Source organism: Aeromicrobium sp. 9AM, assembly GCF_902506105.1.
Lineage (GTDB): Bacteria > Actinomycetota > Actinomycetes > Propionibacteriales > Nocardioidaceae > Aeromicrobium.
The window spans coordinates 2,933,568-2,950,203 of record NZ_LR733304.1; the positions used below are offsets into that span (position 1 = coordinate 2,933,568).

A 16,636-nucleotide genomic window follows, 5' to 3' on the forward strand; every position below is an offset into this window, starting at 1 on the left:
TGTCGTGATGATGTCAGGTCGGGCGCAGCCTTACTCCAAGGCGACCTCCTGCGGCTTCTTGTCCGTGCGTATGCCCCGCCAGCTCGGCTGGCGCAGGTTGCCGCCGGAGGTCCACTCCGCGAACGACACCTCGCCGACGAGGCTGGGGGTGACCCAATGGGCGTCCCGGGCGATCTCGCGAGGCGTCTCGGCGAGCGGGCTGGTCTTGCGGGCGAGCTTCGCGAGTCGCTTCTGGAGGTCGGTCAGGGTGCGCTCGTCGAATCCCGTGCCGACCTTGCCGACGTAGCGGAGCCCGTCCTCGGTGGGGATGCCGAGCAGCAGTGCGCCGATCGTGCCGCTGCGTGCGCCCTGACCTTCGCGCCAACCGGCGACGACGACCTCCTGCATGCGCTGGTGCTTGACCTTGGTCCACGCCGTCGCGCGCTTGCCACCGAGGTAGCGGCTGTCCCGTCGCTTGGCGAGCACGCCCTCGAGGCCGAGCGTCTTGCTCGACTCGACGGCATCGGCAAGGGAGCCGTCGAACGCCTTGGGGACGTCGACGACGTCCGCGGCGATCTTCAGGCTGCGCAGCGCCTTACGGCGCTCGACGTATGTCGTGTCGAGCAGCGAGTCACCACCGGAGCGCATGAGGTCGAACACGAGGTACTTGACCGGCACGTCCCGTCGGGCCGCCTCGACATCGGCTTCCTTGGTCAGCCCCATCCGCTGCTGCAGCCGGCCGAAGTCGGGGACGCCCGCGGCGTTGAGCGCGACGATCTCGCCGTCGAGGACCGTGTCGTCGAGGCCCAGCTCGGCCAGCGCGTTGACGACCTCGGGGTAGCCGGCGGTGACGTCGTTCTCGTTGCGGGTGAACAGCCCGACGTCCTTGCCGTCGATCACCGCCACCGCGCGGATGCCGTCCCACTTCATCTCGAACGCCCAGCCTCGTCCTGAGCCTGTCGAAGGGTCGTCCTCGTCGCGGACGTCGTCGGCGGAGCCGAGCTTCGCCAGCATGGGTGCGACGAACCCGCGCTTCATCGAACGGGGTGCCGCCTTCTTGGCCGGCTTCGTGGGTAGCTCCATGAGATGGATCAGCCAGTTCTTGCCGGTCTTGATCAGTGCGAACTTGCGCGGGCCACCGAGGCCGCCGCCCTTGCGGCCGGTCAGGATCGCGATGACCTCCTTGCCGTCGCGCCACTTCTCGAGTTCGTACGTGCCGGAGTCCCAGATCGTGACGTCGCCGCCGCCGTACTCGCCCTTGGGGATCGTGCCCTCGAACGTGCCGTACTCCAGCGGGTGGTCCTCGGTCTGCACGGCGAGGTGATTCTTCTTGGGATCGGTCGGCACCCCCTTGGGCAGTGCCCACGAGACCAGCACGCCGTCGTGCTCGAGGCGGAAGTCCCAGTGCAGGCTGCTGGCGTGGTGCTCCTGGATCACGAACGACTGGCCGTCGGCGGCGCCCGGCGCGGCTTCGGGGACGGGCTCCGGCGTCTTGCTCGCGTCACGCATGGACCGATAGGTCGAGAGCTTGTCGCTCGTCGGGACCGGCCCAGCCAGGTCCGCCATCGGGTCCTTGCGTCGCTTCATGCGCTTGAGCACCTCGTCCATCGTGAGGTGCTGCAGGTCGTCGTTGAGCTCGCGCCACGTGCGGGGCGCCGCGACGTACGGCTCGGTCCTCCCGCGCAGTGAGTACGGCGCGATCGTGGTCTTGTTGGCGTTGTTCTGGCTCCAGTCGACCAGGACCTTGCCGCCGCGCAGGCTCTTCTTCATCGAGCTGACGACGAGGTCGGGCAGCTCGGCCTCCAGCACCTGCGCGAACTGCTTGGCGAACCGGTTGACGTAGTCGGCGTCGTGCGTGCCGTCGAGGCCGGCGTAGAGATGGATGCCCTTGCTGCCGCTCGTCACCGGGTACGCCTCGAGGTCGAGGTCGCGCAGCAGGGCGCGGGCCCGCTTGGCAACCTCGACGCACTCGGGCAGCCCGGCACCCGGGCCGGGGTCGAGGTCGAGCACGAGGTGGTCGGGGTTCTGCTTGCCGCCGCGGGGGCCGACCTTCCACTGCGGCACGTGCAGCTCCAGCGCGCCGACCTGACCGGCCCAGGCGAGGGCGGCCGCGCTGTCGAAGACGGGATAGGTGTTGACGTGGTCGCTGTGCTGGATCTCGACGCGCCGGATCCAGCTCGGTGCCGACGAGGGCAGGTTCTTCTCGAAGAACACCTCGCCGGGCTTGTCGGCGGTGCCGACGCCGTCGACCCAGCGTTTGCGGGTCACGATGCGGTCGGCCAGATGCGGGAGGAGGTAGGGCGCGATCTCCATGTAGTAGGCGATGACCTCGGCCTTGGTCGTACCCGTCGACGGATAGATGACCTTGTCGGGGTTGGTGAGACGAAGGCGCTGGCCGGCGACCGACACGGTCTGGGTGTCGTTCGTGCGCGCCATCTGGTCTCCTCTCGCTCACCGGCTCGTACCCGGGGGGAACCGGGCGAAACGCGCGTGACGCGCCGCACCGAGACGCTGAGATGGTTCGAACGAACCATATCGACTAGTCAGTAGCGACCACGAGCCTCTTGCACTTCAGGCTCCACAGTGCCATGGTTGGAGAGCCGGTTGAGCAGAAGCCGGTTGACGGATCGAGACCCCTGGGGGTTTTCCGTGAACGCTGCTCCCGCATTGGCGCAGAACGATGACACGCACGATCTGATCGAAGCGGCTCGCCACGCAAGCGATGCCGAACGCGCACTCCTCGAGGACGAAGTGGTTCGTCGTCATCTCGGGCTCGCGCACCACCTGGCCGGACGCTACTCAGGGCGGGGGGCCGACCGCGATGACCTCGCCCAGGTCGCCTGCTTCGCACTGGTCAAGGCGATCCGGGGATTCGACCACGAGCGCGGCGAGTTCGTGCCGTTCGCGACGGTCACGATCCTCGGTGAGATCAAGAAGTACTTCCGTGACTACTGCTGGGGCATTCGGCCACCGCGTCGTATCCAGCAGATGCAGGCCGACATCTCCAGCGCGACGGAGCGGTGCCTGCAGTCGGACTCGCGGCAGCCCGACCTCGTCACGATCGCCGGTGAGATCGATGCCGGGGTCGACGAGGTGCGCGAGGCCATGGCGGCCCGCAGCTGCTTCTCGCCGACCTCGCTCGACCAGCCCGTACGCGAGAGCGGCCGGCCCCTGGGTGAGTCGATCGCCGGTGACAGCTCGGACTACGAGTTCATCGACGACTGGGTCACGATCGAGCCGCTGTGCCGCGACCTCGACGACGACGAGCGGCAGCTGTTGCGGCTCAGGTTCGTCGAGGACAAGACGCAGCAGGAGATCGCCGAGATCGTCGGGGTCAGCCAGATGCAGATCTCGCGTCGGCTCGCCAAGCTCTTGGCGCGTCTCCGGGAGTCGGCAACGGCCGCGGACGCGGCCTAGGTCAACGCGCGGAGGGCGGTCACCGGCACACCGGTGGCCGCCCTCCCGTGTGCACGGATAGAGTTGTCTCACCGGTTCAGCAGCAGCCGCTTCACTTTGCTGACCCGAGGGGCCATTCTTGCGGCGCACCACCCTGACGTTCCGGCTGAGCGACCCCGCCATCCAGCGCGATCTGCTCCACGAGTTCGCCCTGCACCAGGACGTGATCGTGGCGGGGATCATCTCGAGCGGACATCCGACGATCACGGTCGAGACTCGCGACGCACCTGACGCGCTGTGGGACGTACGGGCGACCGTCGGCATGTTCGACGACCTCGCCGAAGAGGTCGATCACTGATGCGGGTCGACCTCGAGCGTCAGCGGTCGCGCCACGAACGACGGACCGCCGCCCGGCGAGTGGCCCACCATTTCGTCGGCGACACTCACGGCCAGGGCGGTGGCGGCGGCGCGGTTGACCGGCGCGTCGGCGCCAAGGGGGGTGTGCCAGATCAACGAGACGTCGTGGTGCGATCCGCAGGCCCGACACATCTCTCGCAGCCGGTCCGACTCAGCAGGGTCGATCTGCTCGGGGCAGACCGCGATGACATGGGATCGCGGCTCCGGCGTCTCGGCGAGCTCCTCGAGCGCAGCCGCACCCGCGGTGGTGTCCAGGCGCATGATGGCGTGCGTCGCGGATCGCAGCCAGCCGCTGGGCACCGTCACGAAGTGCGTCTTGCAGCCGCGCTGTCCGAGCTGGTTGCTCAGTGCCTCGTCGAGCAGATCACTGGCGCCGAACAGGGTGACGGTGGTGCCGGTGGAGCCCGTCGGTTTCGCCATCGGGCACCCCTTCCCGAGTGTCGGTGGGCAGCGGGAGCTGCGTTCCTTGATGACGCGCACGTACCCACCACATATCGAGGCAAACAGCGGACCCCGATCGCTATATATTTCAACCAGAGGGTGTGCTTCTCTTGAAAGATCCGGAGACGAGGAGTCAGTACGTGGACAGCTCTACGTTCTTTTCGCAGATGGCGCTCGACCTGCACGACGAGCCCACGGCGGAGCGCACGATCGAGCTGATCGCCGACTATGCCCGGATCGCCACGACGTGTGATGACGCCGGCATCATGTTGGTCCACGCCCGCAACCAGATCGAGACCGCGGCCGCCACGTCGCAGCGGGTCGGGGAGTCGCACAACCTGCAGATCGTCCATGACGAAGGCCCGTGCCTCGACGCGATCGAGGGCGAGGCGGTCTACCTGTCCTCCGACGTCACCGACGATCCGCGCTGGCTCAAGTGGGGTCCGGCTGTCGGCGAGCTCGGCATCCGCAGCGTCCTGAGCGTCAGGCTCGAGACGCGGTCCCGGCGCTACGGCTCACTCAATCTCTACGCCGACCACACCGGTGCGTTCGACGAGGACGACGTCGCGGTCGCCACGATCTTCGTCCGCCATGCCGCCGTCGCGTTGGCGAACGCCCACAACGAGGCCGGCCTGCAGGTCGCGATCGATGCCCGCAAGCTCATCGGCCAGGCGCAGGGCATCCTCATGGAGCGCTTCGACCTCGACGCCGATCGCGCGTTCGACTTCCTGCGCCGTCAGTCGCAGGCGCACAACGTCAAGCTGCGCTACGTCGCGGAGTGGGTCGTCGAGCACCGCAACTCCCCGGACGCCACGTTCGAGACGCCGGAGCTCTCCGGCGACCGCACGACTCCCTAGCCGGCCTTCTTCTTGGCCGCTGCCTTCTTCTTGGTGGTCTTCTTCTTGGCCGGAGCCTTGCTGGCGTTCTTGCGGTCGACGCTGCGCTTGAGCGCCTCCATCAGGTCGACGACGTCGGCGCTCTCCTCTTCCTCCTGCTTGCCGAACGTCGCCTCGGTGTCGAGTGATGCACCCTTCTCGATCTTGGCCTCGATCAACGTGCGGAGCTGCTCCTGGTAGTCGTCGGTGAACGCTGAAGCGTCGAAGTCCTCCGACAGCGAGTCGACGAGCTGCGCCGCCATGTCGCGCTCCTTCTGGCTGATGCGGGGCGTCGAGTCGAGCACGTCGAACGACGGCTTGCGCACCTCGTCGTCCCACAGCATGGTCTGGAGCACGAGCACGTTGTCGCGGACCCGCAAGGCCGCGAGCCTGGTCTTCTGCCGGAGGGCGAACTGCACGATCGCGGTGCGGTCGGAGTCCTCGAGCGCGCGACGCAGCAGCGTGTAGGGCTTGAGGGCCCGCTCCTCGGGCTCGAGGAAGTACGCCTTGTCGAGCATCAGGACGTCGACCTGGTCAGCGGGGACGAACTCCACGACCTCGATCTCGTGGCTGCGCTCGGCCGGCAGCGAGGCGAAGTCCTCGTCGGTCAGCACGACGGTCTTGTCGCCGTCGTCGTACGCCTTGTCGATGTCCTCGTAGGCGACGACCTTGTTGCACACCTCGCACTTGCGTTGGTAGCGGATCCGGCCGCCGTCCTTGTTGTGCACCTGGTGCAACGAGACATCGTGGCTCTCCGTGGCGCTGTAGACCTTGACGGGCACGTTGACCAGGCCGAAGCTGATGGCGCCCTTCCAGATGGATCGCATGCCTAAGTGAATCGCGCTTGCTCCGCTGACGCCAGTCATCTGCGTTTAATGGCCGAAGGAGTGGGCACGTCGTCGGCATGAGCCAAGACACCTCGCAGTCCTTCCCGCGCCAGCAGCAGGAGCCGCCCGGCCTGACGGGCGACATGCAGCCGCTGCCCGATCACGGCGAGGACTCCTACCAAGGCAGCGGCCGGCTCGAAGGACGGAAGGCGCTGATCACCGGCGGCGACTCCGGCATCGGCCGCGCCGTCGCCATCGCGTACGCCCGTGAGGGGGCGGACGTCGCGTTCACGTACCTGGCGGACGAGAAGGCCGACGCCGACGAGACGTCCGCTCAGCTCGAGCGGGCCGGCCGGGCGTACGTCGCGATCGAGGCGGACCTGCGCGATCGCGAGACGTGTGACCGGGTCGTGGCCGACGCTGTCCAGCAGCTCGGCGGTCTCGACATCCTGGTCAACAACGCCGGCTACCAGATGGCGCGCGAGGAGGGTCTCGAGGAGATCACCGACGAGACGATGGACCGGGTCTTCAAGACCAACCTGTACGCACTGTTCTGGCTGACCCGGGCCGCCGTCCCACACCTGCCGCGTGGCTCGGCGATCATCAACAACTCGTCGATCCAGGCGTTCGACCCGTCGAGCACGCTGCTCGACTACGCGGCGACCAAGGCCGCGATCAACAACGCCACGGTCAACCTCGCCGGGCAGCTCGGCGAGAAGGGCATCCGGGTCAATGCTGTCGCGCCGGGACCGATCTGGACGCCGTTGCAGCCTGCGACGCAGCCCGTCGAGAAGGTCGAGCAGTTCGGCCAGGACACTCCGTTGGGTCGCGCTGGGCAGCCCGCCGAGGTCGCACCGGCGTTCGTGTTCCTCGCCTCTGAGCGCGACGCGAGCTATGTGTCCGGCACCGTGCTGGGCGTGACGGGTGGCAAGCCCGTCTTCTGAGGAGCGACAAGGAAGGAGCAGCCATGCCAGGCAAGAAGAATCCCCCGCGCGCTAAGCGCACGGGAGGTGCCCCCACGAGTCTCAAGAAGCCCGACATGTACGAAGACCTGCGTGAGGACGGCGCCTCGAAGGAGAAGGCGGCACGCATCTCCAACGCGGCGGCGCAGAAGGGCCGGTCGAAGTCATCGGTCGGCCGCAAGGGTGGCGAGTCCGGCTCGTACGAGGACTGGAAGGTCCCTGACCTGCGCAAGCGCGCCAAGGAGCTGGGTCTGAGCAACTACTCCAACAAGAACAAGTCGGAGCTGGTCAAGGCCCTCCGCAACCACTGAGGTGGCCGCGCGGGACACAAGCCAGGACAAGATCGACCGCAACTGGCAGGAGCTGCTGCAGGAGCTGCGGGTCGCGCAGACCGCGGTCCAGATCCTCACCGGGTTCTTGTTGACCTTGCCGTTCACCCCGCGGTTCCACGAGCTCGAGGACTCGCGGCACGCGGTGTACGCCGTCGTCCTGTGCGCGGCGGTCGTGGCGACATTCCTGCTCATGACGCCGGTGGCGCTGCACCGCGCGTTGTTCGGGCACGATGCACGACCATGGCTGGTCGAGGCGGCCGACCGGGCATCCCGCTGGGGTCTCGCTGTCCTGGCACTGGCCAACATCGGGGCTGTGTGGCTGATCCTCGACGTCGTGACGACGATGTGGATCGCGTGGGTCGTCGCACTCCTGGTCGCCCTGTTCGTCGTCGTGGTCTGGGTCGTCGTCCCGGCCCGGGAGCTCAAGCTCGCCAAGTGAGCGAGCGGTTTGCGAACAGCCGCACCCGGGTAGTTCAGCGCGATCGTCCGCGCGGCGGACCGTGACGAAGGAGTCGCCGTGACGGTGGACGTCGAGCAGGTACGCACCGAGCTGATCGAGTTCGGATCGCTGTCGATCCAGTACGACGAGCGCGTGCTGCGACCGCGACGTTGGACGACGGCCCAGTCCGCTTGGGCGTCGGCATTGTTGCGGGACGCTCCGGACGGCCCGGTCCTGGAGCTCTGCTCTGGCGTCGGGCACATCGGACTGCTGGCCATGGTGGGCGAGTCGCGTCCGCTGGTGCTGGTGGACTCGTCCCGGATCGCGTGCGACCACGCCGCCGCGAATGCCGAGCGCTCAGGAATCGCGAGTCCGGTCGACATCAGGTGCGGCGCGATGGACGAGCAGATCGGCGAGGACGAACGGTTCGCCCTGATCATCGCCGATCCGCCATGGGTGCGAAGCGAGGACATCGCCGATCATCAGGACGACCCCGACCACGCGATCGACGGTGGAACGGACGGGCTGGACCTCGCTCGTACATGCCTCGACATCATCGGGACGCATCTGGCGGATCGTGGATCGGCCGTCCTGCAGCTCGGCAACCTCGCCCAGGTCGCGGCCATCAGCGATCACGTCGCGGACCGCCCCGACCTCGGCCTGCGGCTAGCGGAGCACCGCTCGTACGAGGACCGCGGCGTGCTGGTGCTGCTCGTCAGGTGACGCTTCCGCGCTCCGCCCCCTCGACGATGGCCCCTGCCACCGTCGTCAGGTGTCCTCCGTCCTGGGCGGCGCGGCGCAACAGCTCTTGGTAGGCCTCGCCCATGTCCACGTCGTCCTGCTCGGCGAGGACGCCCTTGGCCTGCTCGATGACGATGCGGGTCGCGAGAACCTCCTGGACGCGCTGCTTCACCTTGTCGAGGTCGACCTTGTCGGTCTGCACGATCAGCAACGTGGCGAGATCGGCGAACGCCTGGGCGACCGTCTCCTCCTCAGGAGTGAAGAGCTCGTCGGCGCTGCGGAACAGGCCCATGGCGCCGAGCGGCACACCGTGCCAGCGCAGCGGCGAGGCGTGAACGGCGGAGAAGCCGGACTCGATCATCGTCCGGCCGAACCGCGGCCACATCGCGACCAGGTCCGACGAATGAGCATTGACCGGCTCGCCCGACGCGTGGGCGTCGACGCAGGGGCCCTCGTCCAAGTGCGCCTGGTGCAGCTCGAGCTCGGTGGCGGTGTGGCTGGAGGCGGCGAGAAGGTCGAGACGGCCGTCGTCCTCGACGAGGATGCCGCTCGCATCGAGCCGCAGGACGTCAGCGCTGCTCGTGAGCAGGTCGGCCAGGAAACCGGCGATGTCGGCGTCGCCGACGAGTGCCGCTGAGGCCTTCGCGAGGGCGGCGGTCGCTCGTGATGCTTCCATGACTAGTCCCCCTCGATCGTGAAGTCACGAAAGTTGATCCTGCGGGCGACGATGTCCTGCGCCACCTCGAGCAACGGCATGTTGCGGGCGAAGGCCTGGGCACGCAACAGAGCCATGGCGTCCTCGCTGCGCACCCCGACCTGCGCGACGATCATGCCGGTCGCCTGGTGGATCTGGGAGCGAGTTGCCCAAGCTTCTCTGGCGAGCTCGTCGGGCCGGCCCACCCGCGGATCCTGCAGGAGTGCCGAGCTCACCGTCGCGCCGAGGAACTGCGCCGAGACAAGATCCACCTCCTTCTCGGGTCCGAACCTGTGCAAGGAGAGCACCCCGAGGGTGGTGAGCTCGGCGCGCATCGGCACCGAGACCAGTGTGCCGATGAAGCCGGTCGCGTTCAGACGGTCGGCGAACAGGGCCCAGCGTTCCGCTTCGCCATCGCCGACGCGCACGACCACGACTTCGCCGGTGTGGGCTGCCTCGAACGACGGGCCTTCACCGAGGACGTCCTGCAGGTCGTCGAGACGCGCTGACAGCTCGTCGGTGGCGTGGAGCAGCAGCCGGCCGCTGCCTTCGTAGTCCAGCGTCATCGAGGCGCCGTCGGCGTCCAGCATCTGGCGGCTGGCCTCGCACAGGCGAGCAGTCAGGGACTCCTCGTGGTTGAGGGAGGCCAGCACGGTGGCGAACTTCGCGAGCGCCCGCTGGCGTTCGGTCTCGGACATGCCTCGCCTCTCAGGACAGATGGTTCGTTGAACTCTACGCTCAGGAACTCTCGTGCGGCTCAGTCATCGACCGGTGGACCTTGGCCGCCATCGCGTCCGGCAGCACCCCGGCGGCCGCGGTCTGCAGCTTGTTGCGCCACCCGGTGACCACATGGTCATCGCCGGCCATCATGGCGGTGAAGCCGGCCTGGGCGACGTCGGCAGGGTCGTCCTTGGGTCCCTCCGCGACCTTGGTGTGGTCCATTCCTGCTCGATCGAAGAACTCCGTGTCGGTGGGTCCCGGCATCAGGGCCGTCACGGTCACACCGGTGTCGCGGAGCTCTTCGCGCAGCCCCTGCGAGAACGACTGGATGAACGACTTCGACGCGGCGTACGTCGTGTAGAACGGCCCGGGCATCTGCGAGGCCACGGACGACGTGAACAGCAGGCGACCTTCACCGCGCGCCACCATGTCCTTGGCCACGGCGCGGCCCAGGTGCACGGCGGAGACGATGTTGAGTGCGATGAGTCGGAGGTGGTCGTCGAGCTCCGTGTCGACGAGTCGCCCGTGGACGCCGATGCCGGCGTTGATCGCGGCCGCTGCGAGGGGGCGGCCATCCTGTGCCATGAGGTCGATGACCATCTCGTTGCCGGCGTGCGTAGCGAGGTCTGCGCGGACCGGGCGGACGTCGGCGAGGTCGCTGAGCTCCGCTGCGACGTCGAGGATCGCCTCGTCCTCGGCCACGATCATCAGGTCGAAGCCGTTCTGCACCATCTGGCGAGCGAGCTCCTCCCCGATCCCGCTCGATGCGCCGGTCACCAGGCCCCAAGGCCTTTCACCTGTTCCTTCAGCTGAATGCTCCATCTCCACTTCTCCCTCTGGTTGCGGTCCTCGCGAGAGTCCTACCCGGAACGAGATGAGGCATTCGCGACTCTGGCGCAGAGCGATTGTCTCGGCGCATTCTGGGTATGTTCGACGGTGGTGCAGCAGGTCGCCACTCCGAACTTCGTCGCTGGAGGGAGGCTCTGATGCCGACCGTGCGCTCCGTCCGACCCGAGCAGCCCAGCCGCGCTCGCTGGCACCGGAGGGGCCGCATCAAGATCGCCTCCGTGCCGGCGGCCCATCCATACGTCCAGCACCTCTCACCGGTGCGTGAGTTCCGTGACCTGCCGCGGATCGTCAGGCTCGCCGACCCGGACCCGGCCAACCCCAGTCGTACGACGCTCACCCGGTGGTGGCCGCCCGTCATGCTCGAGCCCGAGTGGGTGCGTCAGCATCACGGTGAGTTCGACCTGTTCCACCTGCACTTCGGGTTCGACAACGTCGACCCGGCCCGTCTCCACGAGTTGCTCGACACCCTGAGGTGGGCCGGCAAGCCGTTCGTCTTCACAGTCCACGACTTGCACAGCGCAAGGGAGCACGGCCGCGAGCTGCACGACGCGCGCCTCGACGCCCTGGTCCCGGCGGCCGATGCGCTGATCGCGCTGACCGAGGGCGCCGCCGACGAGATCAAGACCAGATGGGGCCGTGAGCCGAGGGTGCTGCCCCATCCGCACGTCGTCGACCTCGCGGCGATGGCCCGTATGCATCGTCGCCGGCAGACCCCCCTGCATCGCGACCGGCCGTTCACCGTCGGCCTCCGCGTGTCGAAGCCGCGGTCGGGCGATCACCCCTTCACGTTGCTGCCGGCACTGGTCCGGGCGGTCCGGTCGATCCCGGGCGCGATCCTGCAGATCGACGCGCATCCAGACGTGCTGGGCCCTGGTGGCGGACGCTTCAACGTCGACCTCGCGACCGAGATCGAACGCGAGAAGCACCGCGTACGCGTGCGGGTCCGTGAGTTCTTCAGCGAGGCGCAGATGTGGGACTACCTCGCCGGGCTGGACGCGTCGATCCTGCCCTACCGGTTCGGCCCGCACACGAGTTGGCTCGAGGCCTGCCGGGACGTGGGCACGGCGGTCATCGCGCCCGCCGGCAGGTACTTCGGCAATGACACGCCGGTGTTCGAGTTCAGGATGGACGGCAACAGCTTCGACGAGCAGTCCGTGATCGACGCGGTCTGTCGGGCGTACGAGCAGTCGCCGCTGGCGCCCGTCCCGGTCGACGAGCGCATCGAGCAACGGCAGCAGGTCGCCGAGGCGCACGCCCAGATCTATCTCGGCGCGCTGGCCGGCGAGTCGGCGCGCGTGGGGTAGTCAGCGGCGGAAGAAGCGGCGCGGCGCCGGCGCGGCGGGCTTGGGGATCTCGACGAGCTCGGGGGCGTACGCCTCGAGGCCGGCGTCGACCCTGGGGCGCAGCTGGCGTGCCGCTTCGACGGGGTCGTCGTACGGGATGCCGGTGAGCTGGTTGGGGGAGAACCGCCACCACTGCAGCGCCTGGAGCTCGTCGCGGAGGTCGTCCGGGACCCTCGGACGGATGACCTTGGCAGGGATGCCGCCGGCGATCGAGTAGGGCGGGATGTCCTTGGTCACGACGGCGTTGGCCGCGATGATCGCGCCGTCGCCGATCGTCACGCCGCGCAGCACGACGACGTTCGCCCCAATCCACACGTCGTTGCCGATCGTGGCCAGGTCACCCGCCACGCTGCGGAAGGACTGCCGCCCGCCGGCCTCGGGATCGATGACCTCGTTGGTGTCGGCGGACGGGTGCCATCCCCACGTCGACTCGCGGTACTGGAATGCCGAGACGCTCAGCCATGTGGTCGGGTGACCGGTCGCGCCGAGCAGGCTGCCGGGCCCGACCTCGCAGTAGCGGCCGAGCGTGGCGGCCTGTGCCTCGACCTCACGGCCGATCTCGGTGAAGGCGCCCACGCGAGTGTCGGAGCGGATGACGAATGGGCCGAGGAAGCGTACGGGTGGCTCGACGAACAGGCGTGACTTGCCGATGTGCTGCACATGCCCAGCACCGCGAGTGTGCTCGTCCACCTGTCCTCCTCCGGTCCGCCGTCAGGGTATCGAGTGCCCTCACTTGCCGCGGCACCCGCACAATGAAGCCATGACGAAAGGTCCCCAGCACGTGATCGTCGTGGGCGCCGGGATGGTCGGGCTGTCGACCGCCTGGTTCCTGCAGGCGGAGGGCGTACGCGTGACGGTCGTCGACCGCACCGGGGTTGCCGCCGGTTCGTCGTGGGGCAATGCCGGCTGGATCGCGCCGGCGCTGACGCTCCCGCTGCCGGACCCGGCGATCCTCGCAGGCGGCATCAAGGCGATGCTCAAGCCGTCGTCGCCGGTCTACGTGCCGGTGACGGGAAACCCGCGCCTCATGAGGTTCCTGCTCGACTTCGCCCGGCACTGCACCCCGGCGAGGTGGCGTGCCGCGATGACGGTCTTCGCTGAGGCCAACCGGCACGCGCTCGACGCGTTCGACGAGATCGCCGCCGAAGGGCTGGTCGAGCCGATCAAGGCGGCCGAGCCGTTCCTCGCCGCGTTCGCCTCCGAGAAGGACCGCGAGACGCTGCTCGAGGAGTTCGAGCACGTGCGCGAGCTCGGCGTCGACACTCCCGCCGAGCTGCTCGACCGCGCCGAGATGCACACGCTCGTGCCCGCGCTGGGCGAGGCGGTGACGTGTGGCGTACGCCTGAGGGACCAGCGGTTCATCAACCCCGGCAGGTTCGTCAATGCGCTGGCCGACGCGGTGCGCAGCCGCGGCGCGGAGATCCTGACCGACGTCGATGTCCGCGACATCGCCGAGTCACCGGACGGCGTACGCCTCGAGGTCGCAGGCGGTGCGCCGCTGGCTGCCGACGCCGTCGTGATCGCCACCGGCACGTGGCTCGGCGCGCTCGCGCGTGGCGTCGGCGTCACGACGATCGTCCAGGCCGGTCGCGGCTACAGCTTCACGGTGCAGCCGGAGCACATGCCCGTCGCCCCGATGTACTTCCCGGCGCAGCGGGTGGCGTGCACGCCCCTCGGGGACGGCCTGCGGGTCGCCGGGATGATGGAGTTCCGCAAGCCCGGGGCACCCCTCGACCCGCGTCGCATTGCGGCGATCATCGACGCGGCGACGCCGATGCTGACCGGCGTCGACTGGTCGGCGCGCACGGACGAGTGGGTCGGCTCGCGGCCGTGCACCGCGGACGGGCTGCCGCTCATCGGGCGTACGAAGTCGTCCCGGGTCTTCGTGTCGGGCGGCCACGGCATGTGGGGGATCGCGCTCGGACCATTGAGCGGCAAGCTGCTCGCCGCTCAGGTGGTTCGTGGTGAGACACCCGACTTGCTGGCGAGCTTCGACCCGCTGCGCTGAGAAGGCCCTCGTCTGGGGGAGGATGGGGTCATGACTGACGCCACGCAGCGCTACTCCCTGCGACAGAAGATCACCCTGATGGTCAACCGCTACGAGCTGCGGCCCATCGGCCCCGACGGCACGGAGGGCGCACTGGTCGCGTTCGCGGAGCAGAAGCGCATGGCGTTCAAGGAGCAGGTCACGTTCTTCACCGACGAGACCAAGACCCAGCCGGTCTTCGGCTTCAAGGCCCGTCAGCGCCTCGACCTCGGCGCGACGTACGACGTGACCGACGCGCAGGGCAACCCGATCGGTGAGTTCCGCAAGGACTTCAAGAAGTCGCTGCTGCGCTCGACGTGGCACCTCTCGACGCCGGACGGCCTGACCTCGATCGGCCAGGAGCGCAACGCGGCCGTGGCGATCATCCGCCGGTTCGTCGACATCCCGTTCCTGCTGTTCCACTTCGACTTCACCTCGAGCGACGGTCGCGTCATCCTGTCCTCGGAGCGTCAGCGATCGCTGCGCGACCGGTACGAGCTGACGGTGCCGGTGCTCGACAACGGCTGGCAGCTCGACTGGCGGGTCGCGGCGGCGATGGGTGTCGCGCTCGACGCGTTGCAGGCCCGCTGACGCTGCGCGGCGCTATCGTCGGGGCGTGACCCGACTCTGGCACGGCGCGATCGCGGCGCTGGCTGCGTTCGCGCTCGTCGGGCAGACCATCCTGACGATCGACCGGGACCGCTCGCTGGTCAACCAGTTCAGCTACTTCACGATCGAGTCCAACATCCTCGTGATGGTCGCGGCGGCGCTGATCGCGGTGCGGCCCGACCGTGGCGGCGAGACGTTCGGCATCCTGCGGCTCGGCAGCCTCGTCGCGATCACGATCACCGGCATCGTCTATGCCACGATCCTGGCCGGCAACGGCGCCTTCACGGGCATCGAGTGGTGGTACGACAAGATCTTCCACTACGTCGTCCCCGTGCTTTCGGTGCTGGGATTCGTGCTGTTCCGGCCGCGCACCAGGCTCGAGCGGAGTGCCCTCTGGTTCCTGGTCTGGCCGCTCGCCTGGCTGGCGTACACGCTGATCCGTGCTGCCGTGTCGGACCCGTCCTACGCCATCACGAGCGATCGGCAGGCCCCCGTGCCTTACGACTTCCTGGACGTCGAACGGCACGGCGGCTTCGCGGTCGCAGTGGCGAGCCTCATCGTGCTGGCTCTGGCTCTCGCGCTGGCGTGGGGCTACCGGAGGCTGTCCGTCAGTCAGCGATGAAGAACATCCGCTTGTTGACGAACTCGTCCATGCCGAGCGGGCCGAGCTCGCGGCCGAAGCCCGACCGCTTGACGCCGCCGAACGGGATCTCGGCGCCCTCGCCGGCCGTGGTGTTGACGTTGGCCATGCCGACCTCGAGCCGCTGGGCGATCTTCTCCGCGCGAGCCGGGTCCTTGGAGAACACCGCGCCACCGAGGCCGTACGTCGTGTCGTTGGCGAGCTCGAGCGCCTCCTCGTCGCTGCCGACCTTGTAGACCACGGCGACGGGGCCGAACAGCTCCTCGGAGTAGGCGCGCATGTCCTTGGTGATGCCACTCAGGACGGCGGGCGTGTAGTGCGCGTCGGGGCCGTCGCTCAGCACGCCGCCGGCATGCAGCGTCGCGCCCTTGCTCACGGCGTCGTCGACCTGCTCGGCGACCGCCTCGGCAGCCCTGCGGGACGACAGCGGCGAGAACGAGTCGATCGCGAGGGCCTTCTCGGTCAGCTTGGCGACGAAGTCGTCGAAGAGGTCGTCCATGACGATCATGCGCTTGTTGGAGTTGCAGGCCTGGCCGGTGTTGTACATCCGGAAGTCCCACGCGTTGTCGACGACCTCGTCGAGCTTGTCGCTGTCGAGCACGATCATCGGGTCGGAGCCGCCGAGCTCGAGCACGCACTTCTTGAGGTTCTTGCCGGCCAGTGCGGCGACGATCGCACCTGCGCGCTCCGAACCGGTCAGCGAGACGCCCTGGATGCGTGGGTCGCTGATGATCGTCTCGATCTGCTCGTGCGAGGCGAACACGTTGACGTACGCGCCCTCGGGCACGCCGGCGTCCTTCATGATCTGCTCGACGGCCAGCGCCGACTTCGGCACCGACTCGGCGTGCTTGAGGATGATGGTGTTGCCGAGCATCAGGTTGGGCGCCGCGAACCGGGCGATCTGGTAGTACGGGAAGTTCCACGGCATGATCCCCAGCAGCGGGCCGACCGGCAGCTTCTGCACGACGGCCTTGCCACCCGAGAACGTCTTGATCGGCTGGTCGGCGGCGAGCGTCGGGCCCTCGGTCGCGAAGTAGTCGAAGATCGCCTGGCAGAACTCGGCCTCCTCGACGCCCTCGCTGACCGGCTTGCCCATCTCCTCGTTCGCGATCGCCGCGAGGTCGTCGGCACGCTCGGCGAACAGCGCCGCGACCTTCTTGACGACCTCGCCGCGCTCGGTGATCGGCACGTCCTTCCACGACGCGTACGCCTGCGCGGCCCCGGAGATCGCCGCCTCGATGTCGGCATCCGAGGCGGTGTCGAACGTCTCGACGACCTCGCCCGTCGCGGGGTTGACGACCTGGTACGCGGGTCCTGATGTCGTGGTCATGTGCTTCTCCTCGGGT

The 16,636-nt window shown here is 68.4% G+C and carries 19 protein-coding genes; 11 read left to right on the top strand and 8 right to left on the bottom strand.

The window, feature by feature from the left end:
- Positions 1–30: 30 nt before the first annotated feature.
- The gene (locus tag BOSE46_RS21010; protein ID WP_159542433.1) at positions 31–2,415 is read right to left on the bottom strand and encodes an ATP-dependent DNA ligase; all 2,385 of its coding nucleotides are present in this window, start codon (positions 2,413–2,415) and stop codon (positions 31–33) included.
- Positions 2,416–2,628: 213 nt separating this feature from the next.
- Here BOSE46_RS21010 and BOSE46_RS21015 point away from each other — a divergent pair, with 213 nt between their 5' ends.
- A complete protein-coding gene (locus BOSE46_RS21015) occupies positions 2,629–3,396 on the top strand; it encodes a sigma-70 family RNA polymerase sigma factor (RefSeq protein ID WP_159542435.1) in 768 nt (255 codons plus the stop codon).
- A 118-nt stretch (positions 3,397–3,514) separates the two neighbouring features.
- On the top strand, positions 3,515–3,733 hold the full coding sequence (locus BOSE46_RS21020; protein WP_159542437.1) for a hypothetical protein: 219 nt from the start codon (positions 3,515–3,517) through the stop codon (positions 3,731–3,733).
- Here BOSE46_RS21020 and BOSE46_RS21025 read toward each other — a convergent pair.
- On the bottom strand, positions 3,727–4,212 hold the full coding sequence (locus BOSE46_RS21025) for a hypothetical protein (protein WP_159542439.1): 486 nt from the start codon (positions 4,210–4,212) through the stop codon (positions 3,727–3,729). The two genes, BOSE46_RS21020 and BOSE46_RS21025, sit on opposite strands and share 7 nt — an antisense overlap.
- 161 nt (positions 4,213–4,373) lie before the next feature.
- Between BOSE46_RS21025 and BOSE46_RS21030 the strand changes: the two genes are divergently transcribed.
- Positions 4,374–5,090 (top strand): GAF and ANTAR domain-containing protein, encoded by a 717-nt coding sequence (locus tag BOSE46_RS21030; RefSeq protein WP_159542441.1) that lies wholly within the window; start codon positions 4,374–4,376, stop codon positions 5,088–5,090.
- Here BOSE46_RS21030 and BOSE46_RS21035 read toward each other — a convergent pair.
- Entirely contained in the window at positions 5,087–5,935 is an 849-nt protein-coding gene (locus BOSE46_RS21035; protein ID WP_159542443.1) for a Ku protein, read from the bottom strand. The genes BOSE46_RS21030 and BOSE46_RS21035 overlap by 4 nt on opposite strands.
- 77 nt (positions 5,936–6,012) lie before the next feature.
- Here BOSE46_RS21035 and BOSE46_RS21040 point away from each other — a divergent pair, with 77 nt between their 5' ends.
- From BOSE46_RS21040 to BOSE46_RS21055, 4 genes are all read left to right on the top strand, one after another.
- Entirely contained in the window at positions 6,013–6,879 is an 867-nt protein-coding gene (locus BOSE46_RS21040) for an SDR family oxidoreductase (RefSeq protein WP_159542445.1), read from the top strand.
- A gap of 23 nt (positions 6,880–6,902) precedes the next feature.
- Complete coding sequence (locus BOSE46_RS21045; RefSeq protein WP_159542447.1) at positions 6,903–7,208, top strand: SAP domain-containing protein; 306 nt, start codon at positions 6,903–6,905, stop codon at positions 7,206–7,208.
- A 1-nt stretch (position 7,209) separates the two neighbouring features.
- Positions 7,210–7,668 (top strand): DUF6328 family protein, encoded by a 459-nt coding sequence (locus BOSE46_RS21050; RefSeq protein ID WP_159542449.1) that lies wholly within the window; start codon positions 7,210–7,212, stop codon positions 7,666–7,668.
- Between the two features lie 78 nt (positions 7,669–7,746).
- Complete coding sequence (locus BOSE46_RS21055) at positions 7,747–8,391, top strand: methyltransferase (protein WP_159542451.1); 645 nt, start codon at positions 7,747–7,749, stop codon at positions 8,389–8,391.
- Here the strand turns inward: BOSE46_RS21055 and BOSE46_RS21060 are convergent.
- The 3 genes from BOSE46_RS21060 to BOSE46_RS21070 are packed head-to-tail and all read right to left on the bottom strand — an operon-like array spanning position 8,384 to position 10,600.
- Positions 8,384–9,085: a GAF and ANTAR domain-containing protein gene (locus BOSE46_RS21060; protein ID WP_159542453.1), complete on the bottom strand. Its 702-nt coding sequence runs from the start codon at positions 9,083–9,085 to the stop codon at positions 8,384–8,386. The genes BOSE46_RS21055 and BOSE46_RS21060 overlap by 8 nt on opposite strands.
- A 2-nt stretch (positions 9,086–9,087) precedes the next feature.
- Complete coding sequence (locus tag BOSE46_RS21065; protein WP_159542455.1) at positions 9,088–9,801, bottom strand: GAF and ANTAR domain-containing protein; 714 nt, start codon at positions 9,799–9,801, stop codon at positions 9,088–9,090.
- A gap of 40 nt (positions 9,802–9,841) precedes the next feature.
- On the bottom strand, positions 9,842–10,600 hold the full coding sequence (locus tag BOSE46_RS21070) for an SDR family oxidoreductase (RefSeq protein ID WP_236551831.1): 759 nt from the start codon (positions 10,598–10,600) through the stop codon (positions 9,842–9,844).
- A 209-nt stretch (positions 10,601–10,809) separates the two neighbouring features.
- Here BOSE46_RS21070 and BOSE46_RS21075 point away from each other — a divergent pair, with 209 nt between their 5' ends.
- Positions 10,810–11,976: a glycosyltransferase gene (locus BOSE46_RS21075; RefSeq protein ID WP_159542459.1), complete on the top strand. Its 1,167-nt coding sequence runs from the start codon at positions 10,810–10,812 to the stop codon at positions 11,974–11,976.
- Here BOSE46_RS21075 and BOSE46_RS21080 read toward each other — a convergent pair whose 3' ends face one another.
- Entirely contained in the window at positions 11,977–12,705 is a 729-nt protein-coding gene (locus BOSE46_RS21080; protein WP_201299703.1) for a CatB-related O-acetyltransferase, read from the bottom strand.
- A 70-nt stretch (positions 12,706–12,775) separates the two neighbouring features.
- Here BOSE46_RS21080 and BOSE46_RS21085 point away from each other — a divergent pair, with 70 nt between their 5' ends.
- The 3 genes from BOSE46_RS21085 to BOSE46_RS21095 are packed head-to-tail and all read left to right on the top strand — an operon-like array spanning position 12,776 to position 15,272.
- Complete coding sequence (locus BOSE46_RS21085) at positions 12,776–14,023, top strand: FAD-binding oxidoreductase (protein ID WP_159542461.1); 1,248 nt, start codon at positions 12,776–12,778, stop codon at positions 14,021–14,023.
- A gap of 30 nt (positions 14,024–14,053) precedes the next feature.
- The gene (locus BOSE46_RS21090; RefSeq protein ID WP_159542463.1) at positions 14,054–14,632 is read left to right on the top strand and encodes a hypothetical protein; all 579 of its coding nucleotides are present in this window, start codon (positions 14,054–14,056) and stop codon (positions 14,630–14,632) included.
- Between the two features lie 25 nt (positions 14,633–14,657).
- Complete coding sequence (locus BOSE46_RS21095) at positions 14,658–15,272, top strand: Pr6Pr family membrane protein (protein ID WP_159542465.1); 615 nt, start codon at positions 14,658–14,660, stop codon at positions 15,270–15,272.
- Here BOSE46_RS21095 and BOSE46_RS21100 read toward each other — a convergent pair.
- Positions 15,259–16,620: an NAD-dependent succinate-semialdehyde dehydrogenase gene (locus BOSE46_RS21100; protein ID WP_159542467.1), complete on the bottom strand. Its 1,362-nt coding sequence runs from the start codon at positions 16,618–16,620 to the stop codon at positions 15,259–15,261. The genes BOSE46_RS21095 and BOSE46_RS21100 overlap by 14 nt on opposite strands.
- Between the last annotated feature and the right edge of the window lie 16 nt (positions 16,621–16,636).